Origin of the sequence: Rheinheimera mangrovi, from assembly GCF_003990335.1 — a bacterium.
GTDB lineage: Bacteria > Pseudomonadota > Gammaproteobacteria > Enterobacterales > Alteromonadaceae > Pararheinheimera > Pararheinheimera mangrovi.
The window spans coordinates 3,813,449-3,830,199 of record NZ_CP034683.1 but is presented as its reverse complement, the minus strand read 5'-3'; the positions used below and the strand labels follow the sequence as shown (position 1 = coordinate 3,830,199).

15 protein-coding genes are annotated in these 16,751 nt (G+C 47.3%); 12 read left to right on the top strand and 3 right to left on the bottom strand.

The annotated features are described in order from the left end of the window. Window positions 1-14 precede the first annotated feature (14 nt). Both EK374_RS17320 and glnE read left to right on the top strand, forming a co-directional pair. Window positions 15-890: a CYTH domain-containing protein gene (locus EK374_RS17320; protein WP_127025792.1), complete on the top strand. Its 876-nt coding sequence runs from the start codon at window positions 15-17 to the stop codon at window positions 888-890. A gap of 7 nt (window positions 891-897) precedes the next feature. Beyond that, entirely contained in the window at window positions 898-3,723 is a 2,826-nt protein-coding gene (gene glnE, locus EK374_RS17315) for a bifunctional [glutamate--ammonia ligase]-adenylyl-L-tyrosine phosphorylase/[glutamate--ammonia-ligase] adenylyltransferase (RefSeq protein ID WP_127025791.1), read from the top strand. A 28-nt stretch (window positions 3,724-3,751) separates the two neighbouring features. Here glnE and EK374_RS17310 read toward each other — a convergent pair whose 3' ends face one another. From EK374_RS17310 to tolC, 3 genes are all read right to left on the bottom strand, one after another. Beyond that, window positions 3,752-4,360 (bottom strand): TcpQ domain-containing protein, encoded by a 609-nt coding sequence (locus EK374_RS17310; protein ID WP_127025790.1) that lies wholly within the window; start codon window positions 4,358-4,360, stop codon window positions 3,752-3,754. A 92-nt stretch (window positions 4,361-4,452) separates the two neighbouring features. Continuing rightward, complete coding sequence (gene lpxL / locus EK374_RS17305) at window positions 4,453-5,376, bottom strand: LpxL/LpxP family Kdo(2)-lipid IV(A) lauroyl/palmitoleoyl acyltransferase (RefSeq protein WP_127025789.1); 924 nt, start codon at window positions 5,374-5,376, stop codon at window positions 4,453-4,455. A gap of 130 nt (window positions 5,377-5,506) precedes the next feature. Next, entirely contained in the window at window positions 5,507-6,850 is a 1,344-nt protein-coding gene (gene tolC, locus EK374_RS17300; RefSeq protein WP_127025788.1) for an outer membrane channel protein TolC, read from the bottom strand. 116 nt (window positions 6,851-6,966) lie between these two features. Here tolC and nudF point away from each other — a divergent pair, with 116 nt between their 5' ends. From nudF to EK374_RS17250, 10 genes are all read left to right on the top strand, one after another. Beyond that, complete coding sequence (nudF, locus tag EK374_RS17295) at window positions 6,967-7,602, top strand: ADP-ribose diphosphatase (RefSeq protein ID WP_127025787.1); 636 nt, start codon at window positions 6,967-6,969, stop codon at window positions 7,600-7,602. Window positions 7,603-7,641: 39 nt separating this feature from the next. After that, window positions 7,642-8,085: a DUF1249 domain-containing protein gene (locus EK374_RS17290; protein WP_127025786.1), complete on the top strand. Its 444-nt coding sequence runs from the start codon at window positions 7,642-7,644 to the stop codon at window positions 8,083-8,085. Then, a complete protein-coding gene (locus tag EK374_RS17285; RefSeq protein ID WP_127025785.1) occupies window positions 8,085-8,855 on the top strand; it encodes a metallophosphoesterase family protein in 771 nt (256 codons plus the stop codon). The genes EK374_RS17290 and EK374_RS17285 overlap by 1 nt, the downstream gene beginning before the upstream one ends. Then, a complete protein-coding gene (locus tag EK374_RS17280) occupies window positions 8,856-9,425 on the top strand; it encodes a YqiA/YcfP family alpha/beta fold hydrolase (protein ID WP_127025784.1) in 570 nt (189 codons plus the stop codon). Window positions 9,426-9,542: 117 nt separating this feature from the next. After that, a complete protein-coding gene (gene parE / locus EK374_RS17275) occupies window positions 9,543-11,438 on the top strand; it encodes a DNA topoisomerase IV subunit B (protein ID WP_127025783.1) in 1,896 nt (631 codons plus the stop codon). Between the two features lie 29 nt (window positions 11,439-11,467). Further along, a complete protein-coding gene (locus EK374_RS17270; protein WP_127025782.1) occupies window positions 11,468-12,898 on the top strand; it encodes a tetratricopeptide repeat protein in 1,431 nt (476 codons plus the stop codon). A gap of 12 nt (window positions 12,899-12,910) precedes the next feature. Beyond that, window positions 12,911-15,181 (top strand): DNA topoisomerase IV subunit A, encoded by a 2,271-nt coding sequence (parC, locus tag EK374_RS17265; RefSeq protein WP_127025781.1) that lies wholly within the window; start codon window positions 12,911-12,913, stop codon window positions 15,179-15,181. A 129-nt stretch (window positions 15,182-15,310) separates the two neighbouring features. Further along, entirely contained in the window at window positions 15,311-16,048 is a 738-nt protein-coding gene (locus tag EK374_RS17260) for a 1-acylglycerol-3-phosphate O-acyltransferase (RefSeq protein WP_127025780.1), read from the top strand. 4 nt (window positions 16,049-16,052) lie between these two features. Continuing rightward, window positions 16,053-16,445: a ribonuclease E inhibitor RraB gene (rraB, locus tag EK374_RS17255; RefSeq protein WP_127025779.1), complete on the top strand. Its 393-nt coding sequence runs from the start codon at window positions 16,053-16,055 to the stop codon at window positions 16,443-16,445. Window positions 16,446-16,589: 144 nt separating this feature from the next. Next, a complete protein-coding gene (locus EK374_RS17250; RefSeq protein WP_127025778.1) occupies window positions 16,590-16,751 on the top strand; it encodes a YezD family protein in 162 nt (53 codons plus the stop codon).

The window sequence follows — 16,751 nt, the reverse complement described above, 5'->3', positions numbered from 1 at the left end:
GGAATTAAGCCACTATGGCGATGGAAGCTGAACTTAAATTTTTAATAATCCAAAGCAGCACAACTGCACTGGATTTGGTATGGCAGCAACTGGCTGCCACAGTGCAACCTGAGGGCAGTGTCCAGCTATTAAATGCCTATTACGAAACTGATGATTTGTGGTTTCGTCGCCATGATGCCGGTCTTCGCACCCGGCTTAAAAAAGGTCAGTTTGAACAAACCATAAAATTGGCAGGACAGCAGCATGGTGGTTTGCATTTGCGGCCTGAGTACAATCTGCCTTGTGCTTCGGTTTGGCCTGAATTAATTGCCTTCCCAGCTGAAATATGGCCGCAAGGTACAGATTTAGCGCTGCTACAAAGTCAGCTGAAACAGCTGTTTCGCACTGACTTTGTTCGTCAAAGCTGGTTACTTACCTTAGCGGATGGCAGCACAGTAGAAGCTGTGTTAGATCAGGGCGAAGTGGTATCAGGAGATCAAAGCGAAGCGATATTTGAACTGGAACTAGAGCTGCAACAAGGTGATGTGAAAGCCTTATTTGCACTGTCGCGCCAGCTGGTGCAGTTGTTACCGCTGCGTTTGGGCTGGCAGTCTAAGGCTGAGCGGGGTTATCGTTTGGTGCAGCAGCAGCCTTTGGTCTTTATACCAGCCGATCACAGCAGTACAGCGGCTTTATTAAAATCTCTGCAGTATCACGAAAGCTATTTCTTACGTAGTCAGGATCCGCAGTCATGGCAGGTCATAGGTCAATCTATAAAGGCTTTGTCTGTTATCTCTGCAGACTTCGCGGCTTTGCCGTTGCCTGATCCGACACAAGCCTTGAGTTTTTTCAGCAGTGCAGCTTATAACTGTGCTTTGCTGAATTGTTCTGAATCTTTGTTTTCTGCCTGAGGTAATGATGAGCCCATTGACCGCCCGGTTAGCCGCTGTATTGCCGTCTGAGTTACAGCATGAAGTCGATCTGGTATTGCCCACTTTGTTGGTGCCGGATTTAAGCGCCGAACAGCAGCAGGATCTCAAGCTCTTACTGGCGGTCAGCCCATTTTTAAGCCGGGTGATGCAACAGCAACCAGAGCTTATTGCTGTGCTGCTGCATAAAGAGCTGTTGGCTAAAGCCTTAATACATCAGAACCCTTTGTCTGACCTTGCCGATCAAACAGAACCCAGCGTATTTAAGGCTCTGCGCCGTTGCCGCAATGCGATACTTGCCCAAATTCTGGCGGCCGATATTCTCGCTGTGAAATCGACAGAGCAGTGCCTGCTGGATATCTCAGCTATGGCAGACAACCTGATCCACAGCGCTTATCAATGGGCTTATCAGGATGTGGCTACTCAGTGGGGCCAGCCTTTGGATCAGCAAGGCAAGCCTATGCCTTTACTGATCTTAGGTATGGGCAAATTGGGTGGCGGTGAGCTGAATTTCTCATCCGACATCGACCTGATTTTTACTTATCCGCATAACGGCGAAACCAGTGGGGGTCGCAGGTCGGTTGAAAATCAGCAGTTTTTTACCAAGTTAGGCCAGAAACTGATATCAGCTTTGCATCAGGTCACGGCCGATGGTTTTGTGTTTAGGGTCGATATGCGTTTGCGGCCTTTTGGCGATTCTGGCCCGCTGGTGCTGAGTTTTGCGGCTATGGAAGATTATTATCAGGCGCAGGGCAGGGAGTGGGAACGCTACGCCATGCTCAAAGCCCGTATTCTGAATCCGGATCCTGTGCATGCGGTGGAGCTGAATCAGCTGCTAAAACCTTTTGTCTACCGTCGTTATATCGACTACTCAGCGTTGGAATCCTTACGCCGGATGAAACAGTTGATAGAGCAGGAAAACCGCCGTCGCAACCGTGTGGATAATATTAAGCTGGGCGCGGGCGGTATACGCGAAGTGGAGTTTGTGGTGCAAACTCTGCAGCTGATCCGGGGTGGGCGTATTCCTCAGTTGCAGCAAGTTTCTATTTTTAAAGCCTTAGATGCTTTGCAAAGCCAGCAGTTATTGGAGCCTGAGCAGCAGCATCAACTCAAGCAGGATTATCTGTGGTTGCGCAAAGTCGAGCAGTTGTTACAGGGGCTGGACGATCAACAAACTCAAACTTTACCGGCTGATGAGCTGAACCGGCAACGGCTAGTGCTGGGTTTAGGCTTTAGCAACTGGCAACAACTAACCGACACGACTGAGCAGGCTATGGGTCGTATTCATCAGCATTTTAAACTGGTGATTGATCAAGGCGATAATCCTGAGCCGGAAGAAATGGTGTTAGGCCGTTTATGTTGGGACAGTGAATTGCCGTCAGCAGATTTAGCTGAGCATCTGGACTGGTTAGCAGCTGATGAAGCTGTGCAATTGCTGGAGCATTTAAAGCAGTTTAAACAGGATTGCCAAAAACGCAGTGTAGGCCCAAGAGGTCGTGAGCTGTTAGAAAAACTTATTCCGTTTTTATTGCATCAGTTGGCCAAACAGCAAGGCTCGGCTCTGGTATTGCAGCGGGTGCTGGGCGTGTTCCGGCAGATTGTCAGCCGTACAGCTTACCTTGAGCTGCTCTCTGAGAATCCGCCTGCACTACAGCAACTGCTGATGTTATGTCATAAAAGTGGCTGGTTGGCAGAACATCTGGCGCGTTACCCCTTGTTGCTGGACGAGCTAATCGACCCATCTCAGCTGTATCAGGTACCGGATTCAACGGATTACCGGGATAAACTACGCCAAAGTATGCTGAGGGTGCCAACCGATGATTTAGAGCTGCAAATGGAGGTGTTGCGTCAGTTTAAACAGGCCCAACAACTGCGTATTGCAGCTGCCGATATCACGGGTATTTTGCCGTTGATGAAAGTCAGCGACCATCTGACCTTTTTAGCCGAAGCCATTATTGCCGCAGTAGTGGAGTTATCCTGGCAGCAAATGGCAGAAAAATACGGCTTACCTGCAGGTTTAAAACCTGAAGACGCCAAAGCTTTTGCTGTGCTTGCTTATGGCAAATTGGGTGGGCTGGAACTGGGCTATGGTTCGGATTTAGATTTGGTTTTTGTCCATCAGTGCGACAATCTTGCGCCGACTCAAGGAGACAAAGCCATTGATTCACGTCAGTTTTATATCAAGATGGTGCAGCGCATAGTGCATATGTTTACCACCAGAACTCCAAGTGGTGTGTTATACGATATTGATACCCGCTTGCGCCCTGCTGGTAATGCCGGTTTATTGGCTGTGCATATTGATACCTATGCTGATTACCTGGAAAAAGAAGCCTGGACCTGGGAGCATCAGGCTTTAGTGCGCAGCCGTCTGGTCTATGGTGATGATAAAATTGCACAGCGCTTTAACAAAATACGCAGTGAAGTGTTAGCCAAACCGCGAGACTTAGCTGTGCTTAAAGCTGAAGTCACTGAAATGCGGCAAAAGCTGCGACAGCATCATGGCGAGCAGTCGACTGAAGTAAAACATGCGTCAGGTGGCATAGTGGATCTGGAATTTATTAGCCAGTACCTGGTGTTGGCTTATGGCAGTCAGTATGCGGATTTGTATTTCTACAGTGACAATATTCGTATTCTGGATGCAGCCGCTGCCGCTGGTTTGTTGCAGCCTGAACAAACCCAGGCGCTACAGCAGGCGTATCAGCAATTAAGAGGGGTTAGTCACAGACAAACCCTGGATCCTGCTATCGAAACCGCTCAGCAATTAGAACAGGCGATGGAGCAAGTGCGCAAAGTCTGGGAGCAGTTATTTAGCTAAAACACAGTCGCAGGCGCAGAGTATCAGGTTAACTGTTTATTCTGCGGCGTGGTGCGTTGATATTGATGCAATTTTGCTGCAAAAACGGAATGATTTTGTCGGTCAGCACCACGGCTCTGGACACATTACAAAAGTAGGCCTGCACTGGTTGTTCAAAGTCAGAAGATATAGCTTGAGAGGCTTCCTGAATGGCACTGATGTAACTGAAGTCGGTCTGGAAGTAGTGCTTTACTTTGTAGTCTTTCGACAGCACCCAAAACAGTTCTACACCTTCTTTACGACCTTGCATCGTCAGCACTGTTTTTAAGGTATCGCCGACACGGAAACGCCTGTCGGTTTCATTGCCTTTCCAGTTTTCAGGCAGCGCCACCATTCGGTTTGCTCTGTCACGTAACAAGGAGATCAGATTGCTGTGGTCTTCTGTCAATTCAATCACAAAGTCAGCGGAATTATCGTCTTTATCCGCAAAAGAACTGCGGATATTGCTGTAAAAGTCTGTAAAGCCTTTCACTGCGACTGAGCTTTTTTCGGATAGTTTCTCCGGCTTGAAATACAGCAATTCCGGTTTAAACATCACAATTGCAGCTAGTATGAATAATAAAGCTGCAAGCAATAAGTGCTTGATCCAAAACCACATAGCTTTTATCCCTGGTCAGCGTCACAGCATCATAGCCTGCCTTAACGCTGTGCTGCAACTTCCGTTCGTGGCGAAAATGCTGTAGCAATTTCTTAATACAAACTTGGGTCGTCCGGATTTGGCCGGGTTTTAAAACGTCGGTGTAGCCACATGTATTGTTCAGGATGAGCCAACACGCCTTGCTCCAGCCATTGATTGACCCGGGTCACATCTGCTTTAGCATCACCACTTGGAAAGTTTTCAAAAGCTGGCAAGGCATCTACGCGATAACCCTGATAACCAGGTAAACGGTAACAATGGATAGGTACTGTTTCACAGTTGGCACTGCCGGCAAATAATAAAGTGCCTGTGGTGGTGGCGGTTTCTTTTACTGCAAAAAATGGCACGAACTCAGCCTTATTGCGGCCATAGTCCTGATCGGGCAGATAAAAACAAACCTCTTTTTCGTTTAAGGCTTTGATCATGGTGCGTACGTCACGTTTACCAATCAGGTAGCGGTTTGAACGCACCCGGCCATGGTATTGAAAGTACTCCATAATTTCATTGTCGTTCGGGCGGTAAAAACCTACAGCAGGGCAATGAAAACCAAAGGTTCGGGCAATCATTTCCAGCGATAAAAAGTGACCACTAAGCAGCAATACGCCTTTGCCCTGATCTAAGATTTGCTGAATATGTTCTTTGCCTGTGAAATGGCACAAAGGGCGGGCACGCCAGTCTGGCCACCACCAGCCGATAAAAGTTTCAAAGGCTGCTTTACCTGTTTCTTTAAAGTTTTGTTTTACTAAAGCTTCACGTTCGGCCTCTGGCATATCAGGAAAACACAGCTCCAGATTACGACGCGTTACTTTCACCCTGGATTTCATGGCTTTCATCAGCAACCAGCCGACGCCTTCGCCCATTTTCATCAACACAGGGTAAGGCAACCACAGCAGGATCCACATCAGACCTAAACCACACCACAAGGGCCAGTGTTTTGGATGTAAAAAACCAATGGTAAAACGTGGAACATGAACCACAGCAAATCCTCGGGCAAAAAAAGTGCGGCTATTGTAACGAAAAAAAGCGGGGAAAAAAGTGCTAACTGGTAGGAACAGGCTCAGTTGAAGCCGCAAATGCAGCTTCAACTGAGACGCTCTAAAAAGAGATTTAGTTACCTAAGGCTCTGTTTACAGTGAATAAATCTTCTTCAGTTAAAGTACCTGCTGCTTGTTTTAAGGCTAAAACAGACAGTATGTAGTCGTAACGGGCTTTGGACAGGTTACGGCGGGCATCAAACAGGTTTCTGGTACTTTGTAATACGTCAACGATAGTACGGGTACCTACTTCAAAACCTGCTTCAGTGGCTTTTAACGCACTTTCAGCCGACACTACAGCTTGTTCCAGCGCTTTGGTACTGGAGATCAAAGCACCCACATTGTTGTAGTTGCTGCGAACCTGACGGATCACACTGCGGTGGCTTAGTTCTAAGTCTTCAGCTGCTTCTACATAGTTAGCACGGACTACTTCTTCGTTCGCTACAGTGCCGCCTCCAGAATAAATAGGCACCACTAAGTTAATGCCAATAGAGCTGCTATCTGTACGAGGCGAGTTTGAACCTTCACCTGTATCTTTGTTTTTGCTGTTGCTGTTCTCCAGACCAGTAGAGGCCTGCAGATCAAGGGTCGGATAATGGCCTGATTTGGCGATCTGGATGTTGTGCTCCGCAATGTCCAGTGACAGCTTGCGGATTTTCAGCTCCAGATTATTGTCCTGCGCCGTTTGTACCCAATCTTGCGGATTGTTAGGTGTAGGCTGACTGGTGCTGAAACGGGCCGTGTTTAACGGATCCAGCTGAGCATGGTATTCACCGGTAATTTCACGTAAAAATTCACGGGCTGTTTCCAAATCATTTTGTGCGCTGATTTCACGGGCAACAGCACTGTCATACTGAGCCTGAGCTTCATGTACGTCAGTGATAGCTGTTAAACCTACCGCAAATCGTTGTTTGGTTTGTTCCAGCTGACGTTCGATAGCGCGTTTTTCAGCTACCACGAAACTTAAATTATCCTCAGCTGTTAACACGTTAAAGTAGGACTGAGACACCCGTACTATCAAAGTTTGAATAGCGGCATCGTAAGCAGTCTGGCCCTGAACTGCCGCTTTTTCAGCTATCGACAGATTCTCGTAACGACTCCAATCAAACAGAGATTGAGTCAAGTTAATGCTTGCGTTGGTTCTGTTACTTTCAGCGTCAAACATTGCGCCGCTATTGTCCATGCCATCGCCAATAGAGTGGCTGGCACCTGCAGTGAAATTCACCTGCGGTAATAAACGGGCTTTAGACACGTCGATGCCGGCTTTGGCTGCATCACGAGTCGCTGCAGCTTTTAATACTTGCGGGTCTTTTTTAGTCGCTAACTGATAAATGGTTTGCAAGTTTTCGGCATTTGCCTGCACACTCAGAAGAGCCAGTGCCGAGCCTATCAACGTGCCTAACAAGGTTTTTTTCATAACCGAAAGTCCATATTTGTGCAAAAGTGAGCCAATAATACCTTGTTGGTATTAACTAAGTAATGATTAAAGCGTAAACAGCATAGGTTCAAGTGTAACAGAATGTGAGTCTTCAAATGTCTGATTTCAAGCCAGAAAATTATCCATCCTTTTGCTCTGACGATGTAAAAATACTCGACCAGACCACAGTTTTTCAGGGTTTCTTCCGGGTCGACAGCTATAAAATAAAGCATAAGTTATTTAACGGTGGCTGGAGTGGTGAAGTAAAGCGTGAACTATTTGAGCGTGGTCATGCGGTCATAGTACTGCCTTATGATGTAAAAAATGACAGTTTGGTACTGATAGAGCAATTCCGTATCGGGGCTTTGCAGAATCAAAATGGCCCTTGGTTGCTTGAGGCTATAGCCGGCATGATTGAGTCGGGTGAAACTATTGAGCAAGTGGCACAACGTGAATCAGAAGAAGAAGCGGGTCTGAAGCTGACAGAATTCTGGCCTATGCTTAGTTATCAGAGTAGCCCTGGTGGCAGTACAGAACGGATTTATTTAGTGCTGGCGCGACTGACTGAGCCGGTAGAAAGCGGGGTTTATGGCTTGGCATCGGAGCAGGAAGATATTAAAGTTCATAGCTTGCCGCGTCAGGCTGCGATGCAGCTTTTACAGGCCGGAAAGATAGATAACGCTGCAACTGTCATAGCCTTGCAATGGTTAGCCTTGAATCTGGAAGAAGTAAAAGCGCGCTGGGCTCTGTAAATTTAATCATCACAAACCAGAATAAAGAGAGTAGCTGGTATGCCAAATTTGGCCCGAAAACGTTATGTGCCTTACCTGCCAGACTTTCTCAGTTTGTGTGAGCGCAATTACGCACAACTGCGTTTTTTTCTGCCTGGCAATCAACGTCCAGGCCAGCGTTGCCTTATTCATATTAATGCCAGTGAAAGTTATCAGGTTGAACTGTTGGAGCTGTGTAAATACACCACCACCGTCAGTATTGAATTGATTAGCCAGTCGATGATTGGCTGGCTCAAACCACGCTTTGAAGTGCGGCTATACCACGATGCACGTCTGGCTGAAGTCTTGGCTTGTCAGCAGGTGCGCCAGTTGAAAGCTGTCTACAGCTATCCGAATGTGGATATGTTATTGCCTGATGAAAAACGCCAGATTAATTTATTGCTGCGTGACTGGCTGAACTTGTGTTCACGCCGTGGCTATCAGAACACAGGGGTATTGGCCTGATGGCTGTGGTTTTTGCCAACCAAGACTCTTATCGCCTGCTGCAAATTTCTGATTGTCATTTATTAGCGGAGCCAGACGGTTGGTTTTATGGTGTGCAGCCTTACCGTCAGTTGGAACTGCTGTTATCTCAACTTCAAACTAATCAACCTGATGCCGTGATCCTGACCGGCGATTTAACTCAGGACCATAGTCTGGCCTCTTATCAGTTAATTGCTCAGCTTTTTTGCGACTGGTCTTGCCCTGTGTTTTATTTGCCTGGTAATCACGACGACCTAGCGTTGATGCAGCAGGCTTTTGTGTCCGCACCTTTTAATGCACAGACAGAGCTAAGTCTGGGCGACTGGCGGCTTTGTTTACTCAATAGCACAGGACCTACACCAGCAGGTTATTTTGGTAGGGCAAGACAGCAGCAGTTACAACAACAGTTGGCAACTTATCAGCCAGAAGCGGCTGTCTGGCTGTTTTGTCATCACCATATCAGTGCTATGGGCAGTTTTATTGATGAGCATATTCAGCTGGATGCGGCTGCTTTGTGGCAGATCATCAGCTCGGATCTTCGGATCAAAGGTTTGGCTCATGGTCATTGTCATTACGCTTATGCCAAACAGCTACAAGGGCTTCAACTGGTGGGCTGCCCTGCCAGTTCAGTGCAATTTTTATTAACACCGGACTATCAGCCCGTCGCTGCGCGTCCTGGTTATATCGAATGGATTTTTAATGCCAATGCCGCGGCGGACAACGCAGTGCACTGGCATTTTCTGGAAGGGTAAATGTCTAAACTTGTCATCTATTTGCATGGCTTTGCCAGCTCATCTCAATCCGAAAAGGCCTTAATCACCAAAGCATTTTTTCAGCAGCAACTGCCTGATGTTGAACTTTTGGCTCCGGATTTACCTTACACGCCAAAAGAAGCCATAGCTGCTATAGAAAAAGCGCTGAATGGCCGTCGGCCTGATGCTGTGATAGGCAGTTCGTTAGGCGGCTTTTTAGCTACCTATCTGGCGGAAAAAAACAGCTGTTTTGCCGCACTGATTAACCCGGCAGTAGCACCTTACGAGTTATTAAGTCAGCATTTAGGGACTTATCATCACCCAGTGTTAAAGCAGGATTTCCAGGTACAGGCTGATCATATGCCGTTGCTGGTCGAACTTGAGCTTAAGCCATCAGCTTTGGACAAGTATCTGGTGCTGTTGCAGGAAGGGGATGAAGTGCTGGATTATCGCAAAGCGGTGCAGTTTTACGCAGGTTGTACAGTGGATGTGCAAACAGGTGGTGACCACAGTTATCAAGGTTATGCCAATTGCCTGCCTGCTATTGTCAAGTTTTGTCAAATAGCGTAAAACAACTGGTTGTTAATACAGTTATATCCTGCGTACTTGAAGTAGCGGCCCGAGCAGGCCGCATCAATGACTTTGGGTTCGCGAAAACGAGTGATTCAGAGAAGTGACGTTTGCCCTATGACAGACCAGCAATACAACGCCGATTCCATTGAGGTGCTGACAGGCCTGGAGCCAGTTCAGCGCCGTCCAGGTATGTACACCGATACCACCCGTCCTAACCACTTAGGCCAGGAAGTCATAGATAACAGCGTCGACGAAGCTTTGGCTGGCCATGCCGATTTAGTGCATGTGATTTTGCACGAGGATCAATCGCTGGAAGTCATAGACAATGGTCGGGGTATGCCGGTGGATATCCACCCGGAAGAAGGGGTGTCTGGTGTCGAACTGATCCTCTGTCGTTTGCACGCTGGTGGTAAGTTTTCCAATAAAAACTATCAATTCTCAGGTGGTTTACACGGCGTAGGTATTTCTGTCGTGAATGCCTTATCCAGTCGGGTTGATGTGGCAGTGCGTCGCGATGGCAATGTCTATGAAATAGCCTTTGAGCATGGCAATAAAGTCAGTGAACTGGCTATTACCGGCACAGTAGGCAAACGCAATACAGGCACAAGAGTGCGCTTCTGGCCTGCGCCTGATTATTTTGATTCGCCTAAGTTTTCTGTCAGCCGCATGCTGCATGTGCTTAAAGCCAAAGCCGTATTGTGTCCAGGCCTGACTATCAAGTTTGACGATAAGGTCAACAACCAGAGTTATCAGTGGTGTTATCAGGCCGGTATCCGCGATTATTTAATGGATGCGGTCAAAGACATGATAGCGCTGCCGGAGCAGCCTTTTGTCGGCAGCTTCAGTGCCAGTCATGAAGCGGTAGAATGGGCTGTGCTTTGGTTACCTGAAGGTGGCGAACTCATCACTGAAAGTTACGTCAACTTAATTCCAACAGCTCAAGGTGGTACTCACGTCAATGGCTTACGTCAGGGCTTGTTAGAAGCATTACGTGATTTTTGTGAATTCCGTAATTTATTGCCACGTGGCATTAAGCTGACACCTGAAGATGTCTGGGACCGCTGCAGTTACATCCTGTCGTTAAAAATGCAGGAACCGCAGTTTGCCGGTCAAACCAAAGAGAAGCTGTCGTCCCGTCAGGCCGTGGCTTTTATCAGCGGTGTGGTGAAAGATGCCTTTAGTTTATGGCTGAACGAACACACAGATATCGCCGAACAGCTGGCAGAGTTTTGTATCAACAACGCGCAAAAACGTCTGCGTGCTGCGAAAAAAATTATCCGTAAAAAAGTCACTGCAGGTCCAGCGTTACCGGGCAAATTGTCAGACTGTTCGTCACAGGATTTAAACCGGACTGAACTGTTTTTTGTCGAAGGGGACTCAGCTGGCGGCTCTGCTAAACAGGCACGGGATCGTGAGTTTCAGGCCGTGATGCCACTGCGCGGTAAAATTCTCAATACCTGGGAAGTCGAATCCGAGCAAATTCTGGGTTCACAGGAAGTGCATGATATTTCTGTCGCCATAGGCATGGACCCAAACTCAGCCGATTTAAGCCAGTTGCGTTACGGTAAGATTTGTATTCTGGCCGACGCTGACTCTGATGGTTTACACATCGCAACCTTATTGTGTGCCTTGTTTATGCGCCATTTCCGCCCTCTGGTGGAAGCCGGTCATATTTATGTCGCCATGCCGCCGTTGTACCGTATCGACTGTGGTAAAGAAGTGTTTTATGCGCTGGATGAAGACGAGAAAAAAGGCATTCTGGATCGTTTAGAAGCCGAGAAAAAACGTAGCAAAATTAACGTGCAACGTTTTAAAGGTTTGGGTGAAATGAACCCATTGCAGCTGCGTGAAACCACCATAGATCCAAACACCAGACGACTGGTGCAACTGACCATAGATGATCTGGTACAGACAATGGAAATGATGGATATGTTGCTGGCGAAAAAGCGGGCAACAGACCGAAAAGACTGGCTGGAGATGAAAGGCGACCGCGCTATAGTGGCCGTTTAGTATTTTGCCTGAGCCCTGAAGGATTACAGATGAAACCACTACAATACCTCAAATCATGGGGAACTCTGTTAAGCCTCTGTTTTTGTCTGGCGGCGCCACTGCATGCTGATGAAAAGAGCGCACCTGACTGGCTGGTGCAGGTCAAACAACAAAAAGCCCAACAACCTGAACAAATGCTGCAACTGTTAGAAAAGCAACAGCCTGCTTATGGTGATTGGCCTGTTGAATTACAGGTGCAGTATTTATTGCAACTGGCTGATATCTATGAAAGTTTAGGCAGGCATCAGCAGCAACAGGAAGTGGCTGAACGTGGTCTGGCTTTGTTGGGTGAGCGCCGGGATTTAACCACTATAGATTTCTGGAATAACCTTGGGTTTGCACTGGAAATGCAAAGTCAGTATCAGCAGGCCCTGCATTATTATCTGCAGGCTTCAGCACTGGCAGTCGAATTAAAAGCCGAAAAACTGCATATCGAAGCCGACATTAACATCGCTGCCATTTACAGCATTCAGGATAAATTTCAGGAAGCTTTAGTCTTGCTGAAAAGCAGTTACGACAGAGCCGTGTTGCTAAAGGATCCGGAAATTCTGGCATATGTAAATTCTGAATTGGGGCTCTTGTATGTAGGTCTTGGTTTTGACCAAGAAGCCATAGATTTTATGGAAAAAGCGCTTGAAGGTTATGATGCGCTGGGCTGGCAAAAAGACAAAATGGATGTGTTGTTTAATTTAGCCAGAAGTTACAGCTATTTAAAACAGTACGACAAAGCCATGCAACGCTATGACCAATTACTGCAGTTGGCGATAGCGCAACAGGATCAGGCAAATTTGTATTTTGCCTATCTGGGGCTGGCCTCGACCAGCAAAGACAATGAAAAGCTGGATGCAGCTTTGGCCTATATCGAAAAAGCTGAGCAGTATCTACCAGGTTTGCAGTCGACTTATCAAAACTCGATGCACCACTATGAAAAAGCCTTGATTTACCGAGAGCTGGGCCAGATTTCTTTGGCTAGCCAGGAATTGGCACAGGCAGAGCAAAGCTTAAGTAAAGAGGAAAATGATGCTAATCAGTCCAGCCAGTTATGGATCCTGAATTTAAAAGCCAGGCTGGAGGCGGATTCTGGCCGCTATCAAAAAGCCTATGAGCATCTGGCTCAGTTTTTTAAGGGTTATCACAAATTACGCAATAAAGAACATGAACTGGCTGTGGAGAAACTGCGCTTAGGTTTTGATGTGCAGCGCCAGCAGGCTCAAAACGAGTTGCTGGCCAAAGATAATGAATTACAGGCCCTGCGCTTGCAGGAAGCTGAACGCAAAAGACAAAACCAGTGGTTATGGATAGGACTGTTTGGCTGCACCAGCTTAGTTTTACTGGTGTTACTGCTATGGCAACTGGCGCGTCGCCAGGCTCAATTGCAAGCCCAAACGCTTGAAAAACAACAATCAAATCAGGCTGGTTAACGGAAGCAAAAAATGACAGATATTATGATAACCAATGAAGGGACAGAGCAGCTGCCGCTGCGTCGCTTTACTGAAGAAGCCTACCTGAATTATTCGATGTACGTCATTATGGACCGGGCTTTGCCATTTATTGGTGATGGTTTAAAACCAGTCCAACGCCGTATTATTTATGCGATGTCAGAGCTGGGGTTGTCGCATCTGGCGAAATACAAAAAATCTGCCCGTACTGTGGGTGACGTGTTAGGTAAGTTCCACCCTCATGGTGACAGTGCCTGTTACGAAGCTATGGTACTGATGGCTCAGCCGTTTTCTTACCGCTACCCGCTAGTCGATGGTCAGGGCAACTGGGGCGCGCCGGACGATCCAAAGTCTTTCGCTGCTATGCGTTATACCGAAGCCAAGTTATCCCGCTTTAGTGAAGTCTTATTAAACGAGCTGGGGCAGGGCACTGTGGACTGGGTGCCAAACTTTGACGGCACAATGGAAGAGCCCCGTACTTTACCTGCGCGTTTACCTCATATTCTGCTCAATGGCGTGACGGGTATAGCTGTTGGTATGGCAACAGATATACCACCGCATAATGCCCGTGAAGTGGCCAACGCCACTGCCTTTTTACTGGATAACCCAAAAGCCACTGTCCCTGACTTAATGCAGTATATTCAGGGCCCGGATTATCCGACTGACGCTGAAATTATAAGTCCGGCGCACGAACTGCAGGCTATTTATGAAACAGGCCGCGGCAGCATTAAGATGCGTGGTTTGTATCAGTTGGAAGATGGTGACATTATTATCACCGCCTTGCCACATCAAACCTCAGGCTCGAAAGTGCTGGAGCAGATAGCGGCTCAGATGAACGCGAAAAAACTGCCTATGGTCAGTGATTTACGTGATGAATCTGATCATGAAAACCCAACCCGTATCGTGATAGTACCGCGTTCCAACCGCATAGACGTGGAACAGCTAATGGCGCATTTGTTTGCCACCACGGATCTGGAAAAAAGCTATCGCGTCAATTTAAACATTCTGGGCCTGGATCAGCGGCCCAGGGTGAAAAACTTATTGGAAATTTTATCTGAATGGCTGGTGTTCCGCCGCGACACAGTGCGTCGTCGTCTGCAGTTCCGCTTGGATAAAGTGCTGGATCGTTTGCATGTTTTAGAGGCGTTGTTGATCGCGTTTTTAAACATCGACGAAGTGATTAAAATTATTCGCGAAAACGATCAGCCCAAGCCGGTGTTAATGGCGCATTTCGGCATTACCGAACGTCAGGCAGAAGCCATACTGGAATTAAAGTTACGTCACTTAGCCAAGCTTGAAGAGATGAAAATCCGCGGCGAACAAGCCGAGCTGGAAAAAGAGCGTGACTACTTAGAAGGCATTTTAGGTTCAGAGAAAAAGCTAACCAAGCTGATCCGTGAAGAGCTGCTGTCAGATGCTGAAAAATATGGCGACAACCGCAGAAGCCCAATAGTGATGCGTGAAGAAGCCAAAGCCTTAAGCGAAAAAGAATTACTGCCAAGTGAGCCTGTCACTGTAGTGCTGTCAGAAAAAGGCTGGGTGCGCTGCGCCAAAGGCCATGATGTCGACGGCAACAGTTTGCAATACAAAGCGGGGGACGGTTTTAAAGCGGCCGCTATGGGGCGAAGTAACAGATACGCCGCCTTTATCGATTCATCAGGTCGCGCTTTTGCTGCCGAAGCTCATGATCTACCTTCAGCCCGAGGTCAGGGCGAACCGTTAACAGGCCGCTTTACCTTAGTGGCTGGTGAAAACTTTGAGCATGTACTGATGGCTGAAGACAGCCAGAAATTATTGCTGGCCAGTGATGCAGGTTATGGTTTTGTTGGCACTTTTGCCGACTTAGTCAGCCGTAATAAAGCGGGTAAGGCGGTATTAAGTTTGCCGACCGGCGCTAAAGTATTGCCTCCTGTGCCTATCAAAAACCCGGAAACGGATTTAGTGGTGGCTATCAGCACTGAAGGTCGTATGTTGGTGTTCCCTGTGGCTGAGTTACCACAGCTGAGCAAAGGTAAAGGTAATAAGATTTTGTCTATTCCTTCAGCCCGCGCCGCCAGCCGTGAAGAGTATCTGAAACTTTTAACCGTTGTGCCTGCAGCCACAGCTGTGACTTTAGTGGCAGGTAAACGCAAAATGACCATCAAGGTGGATGATTTAGCCCATTACATAGGCGAACGCGGTCGTCGTGGTAACAAGCTGCCCCGGGGTTTGCAGCGGATTGACGAGCTGTTAACAGGTGAAGTGGCTGGCGATGCCACGGAATAGACTGTAGGGGCGGGTCTTGTACCCGCCCGTCTTGAATTACAATTCGATCCCTAGCGGGAAACAGATCAAACCAGACAAAAACACTAATGCCGTTATACTCAGGCCCTTGTAAAATACAGGGGCCTTTTTGTGTTAGCTATTCTACGCTTGGTGCTGGTCGCCATTTTTATTGTATTCAGTGCCTTAGTGGGTTTGCTGATCTGTCTGGTTCGTCCTTTTTATGTCCCGAACGTGGCGCTATTTTCCAGCTGGTACGGCTGGGCGGCCTGGATCTTTGGTTTAAAAGTCGAAGTGCGTCAGGCTCCTGAAGTGACAGCTGCTATGCCATGTGTGTTTTTAGCCAACCATCAGAATAACTACGATTTGTTTACTATCAGCAAAGCTTTATTACCTGGCACTGTCACCATAGGTAAAAAAAGCCTGAAATGGATCCCGTTTTTTGGTCAGCTGTATTGGCTCAGTGGCAATATCCTGATCGACAGAGCCAATAAATCCAAAGCAGTAGGCACTATGCAGGGCGCAGTGGATCGTATAGTGCAGGACAAAGTCTCGGTCTGGGTATTTCCTGAAGGTACCCGTAGTTATGGCCGTGGTTTATTGCCTTTTAAAACCGGTGCTTTTCATATTGCACACCAAGCTAAAGTGCCGCTGGTGCCTATTTGTATGAGCAGTACCAACAAGGTGCGCTTAAACAAATGGAATAACGGCAGAGTCATTATTGAGATTTTGTCACCTATCCAGCCTGAAGGAACTCCGGCCCGTGAACTGGCTGAAACAATACGGCAACAGATGGCAGATAAGATTAAGCTGCTTGATAGCGAAGTGGCAACCGACTACACTGCCGACTCATTGACTGTCACGGGGTAATATCATGGAAAACTGGCAAGAATTTACTGAAGACACCATAGCTGCATTGATGGAAGACGGCAGCGATCCGGATGCGGAATACACCATCGAACACCATTTTTACCATGAAGATTTTGCCCGCTTAGAAAAACTGGCTGTGGAAGTCTTTAAATTAGGTTACGAAGTCACAGACGCCGAAGAAGTTGAATTTGAAGAAGGCGGCACCGCCTGGGTATTCGACGCTATTCGTGAGCAATCACTGGACGGCGCCAGCATCACAGCAGATGCAATCAAACTGGAAGCCTTAGCGCAGAAGTTTGGTGTCGAATACGACGGTTGGGGCACCTATTTTGAAGGTGGCGAAGACGAAGAAGGCGACTTCGATGATGACGAAGACGACGAAGCTCCACGTCACTAAATCAAGTCACTAGGGTCAGAGTCTTGACTCTGACCCTTTTTTATTTCTTTTTCGTATAACCTTGCTACTTTAAAGTATTTTAAGTTATTAGTTAGCTCTGCTTTAATGCATAAAGACATAGAGATGTCCTTAAGGAGAACAGAGATGGCGGCAAAAGAAATATCTGCAGATTTGCTGAACCAACTGCTCGATAAACTGGAAAAACTGGTGGGTCGGGTAGAGTTTGGATCTATTGAACTGGTGTTTCATCAGGGCAAATTAGTGCAGTTGGAAAAAAACGAAAAACTACGTCTGGATAAAGCTTAG

Excerpts from the sequence above, each read along its gene's own strand:
- EK374_RS17320 (WP_127025792.1), top strand. The coding sequence starts at position 15 with ATGGCGATGGAAGCTGAACTTAAATTTTTAATAATCCAAAGCAGCACA.
- glnE (WP_127025791.1), top strand. The coding sequence starts at position 898 with ATGAGCCCATTGACCGCCCGGTTAGCCGCTGTATTGCCGTCTGAGTTA.
- EK374_RS17310 (WP_127025790.1), bottom strand. The coding sequence starts at position 4,360 with ATGTGGTTTTGGATCAAGCACTTATTGCTTGCAGCTTTATTATTCATA.
- tolC (WP_127025788.1), bottom strand. The coding sequence starts at position 6,850 with ATGAAAAAAACCTTGTTAGGCACGTTGATAGGCTCGGCACTGGCTCTT.
- nudF (WP_127025787.1), top strand. The coding sequence starts at position 6,967 with ATGTCTGATTTCAAGCCAGAAAATTATCCATCCTTTTGCTCTGACGAT.
- EK374_RS17290 (WP_127025786.1), top strand. The coding sequence starts at position 7,642 with ATGCCAAATTTGGCCCGAAAACGTTATGTGCCTTACCTGCCAGACTTT.
- EK374_RS17285 (WP_127025785.1), top strand. The coding sequence starts at position 8,085 with ATGGCTGTGGTTTTTGCCAACCAAGACTCTTATCGCCTGCTGCAAATT.
- EK374_RS17280 (WP_127025784.1), top strand. The coding sequence starts at position 8,856 with ATGTCTAAACTTGTCATCTATTTGCATGGCTTTGCCAGCTCATCTCAA.
- parE (WP_127025783.1), top strand. The coding sequence starts at position 9,543 with ATGACAGACCAGCAATACAACGCCGATTCCATTGAGGTGCTGACAGGC.
- EK374_RS17270 (WP_127025782.1), top strand. The coding sequence starts at position 11,468 with ATGAAACCACTACAATACCTCAAATCATGGGGAACTCTGTTAAGCCTC.
- parC (WP_127025781.1), top strand. The coding sequence starts at position 12,911 with ATGACAGATATTATGATAACCAATGAAGGGACAGAGCAGCTGCCGCTG.
- rraB (WP_127025779.1), top strand. The coding sequence starts at position 16,053 with ATGGAAAACTGGCAAGAATTTACTGAAGACACCATAGCTGCATTGATG.
- EK374_RS17250 (WP_127025778.1), top strand. The coding sequence starts at position 16,590 with ATGGCGGCAAAAGAAATATCTGCAGATTTGCTGAACCAACTGCTCGAT.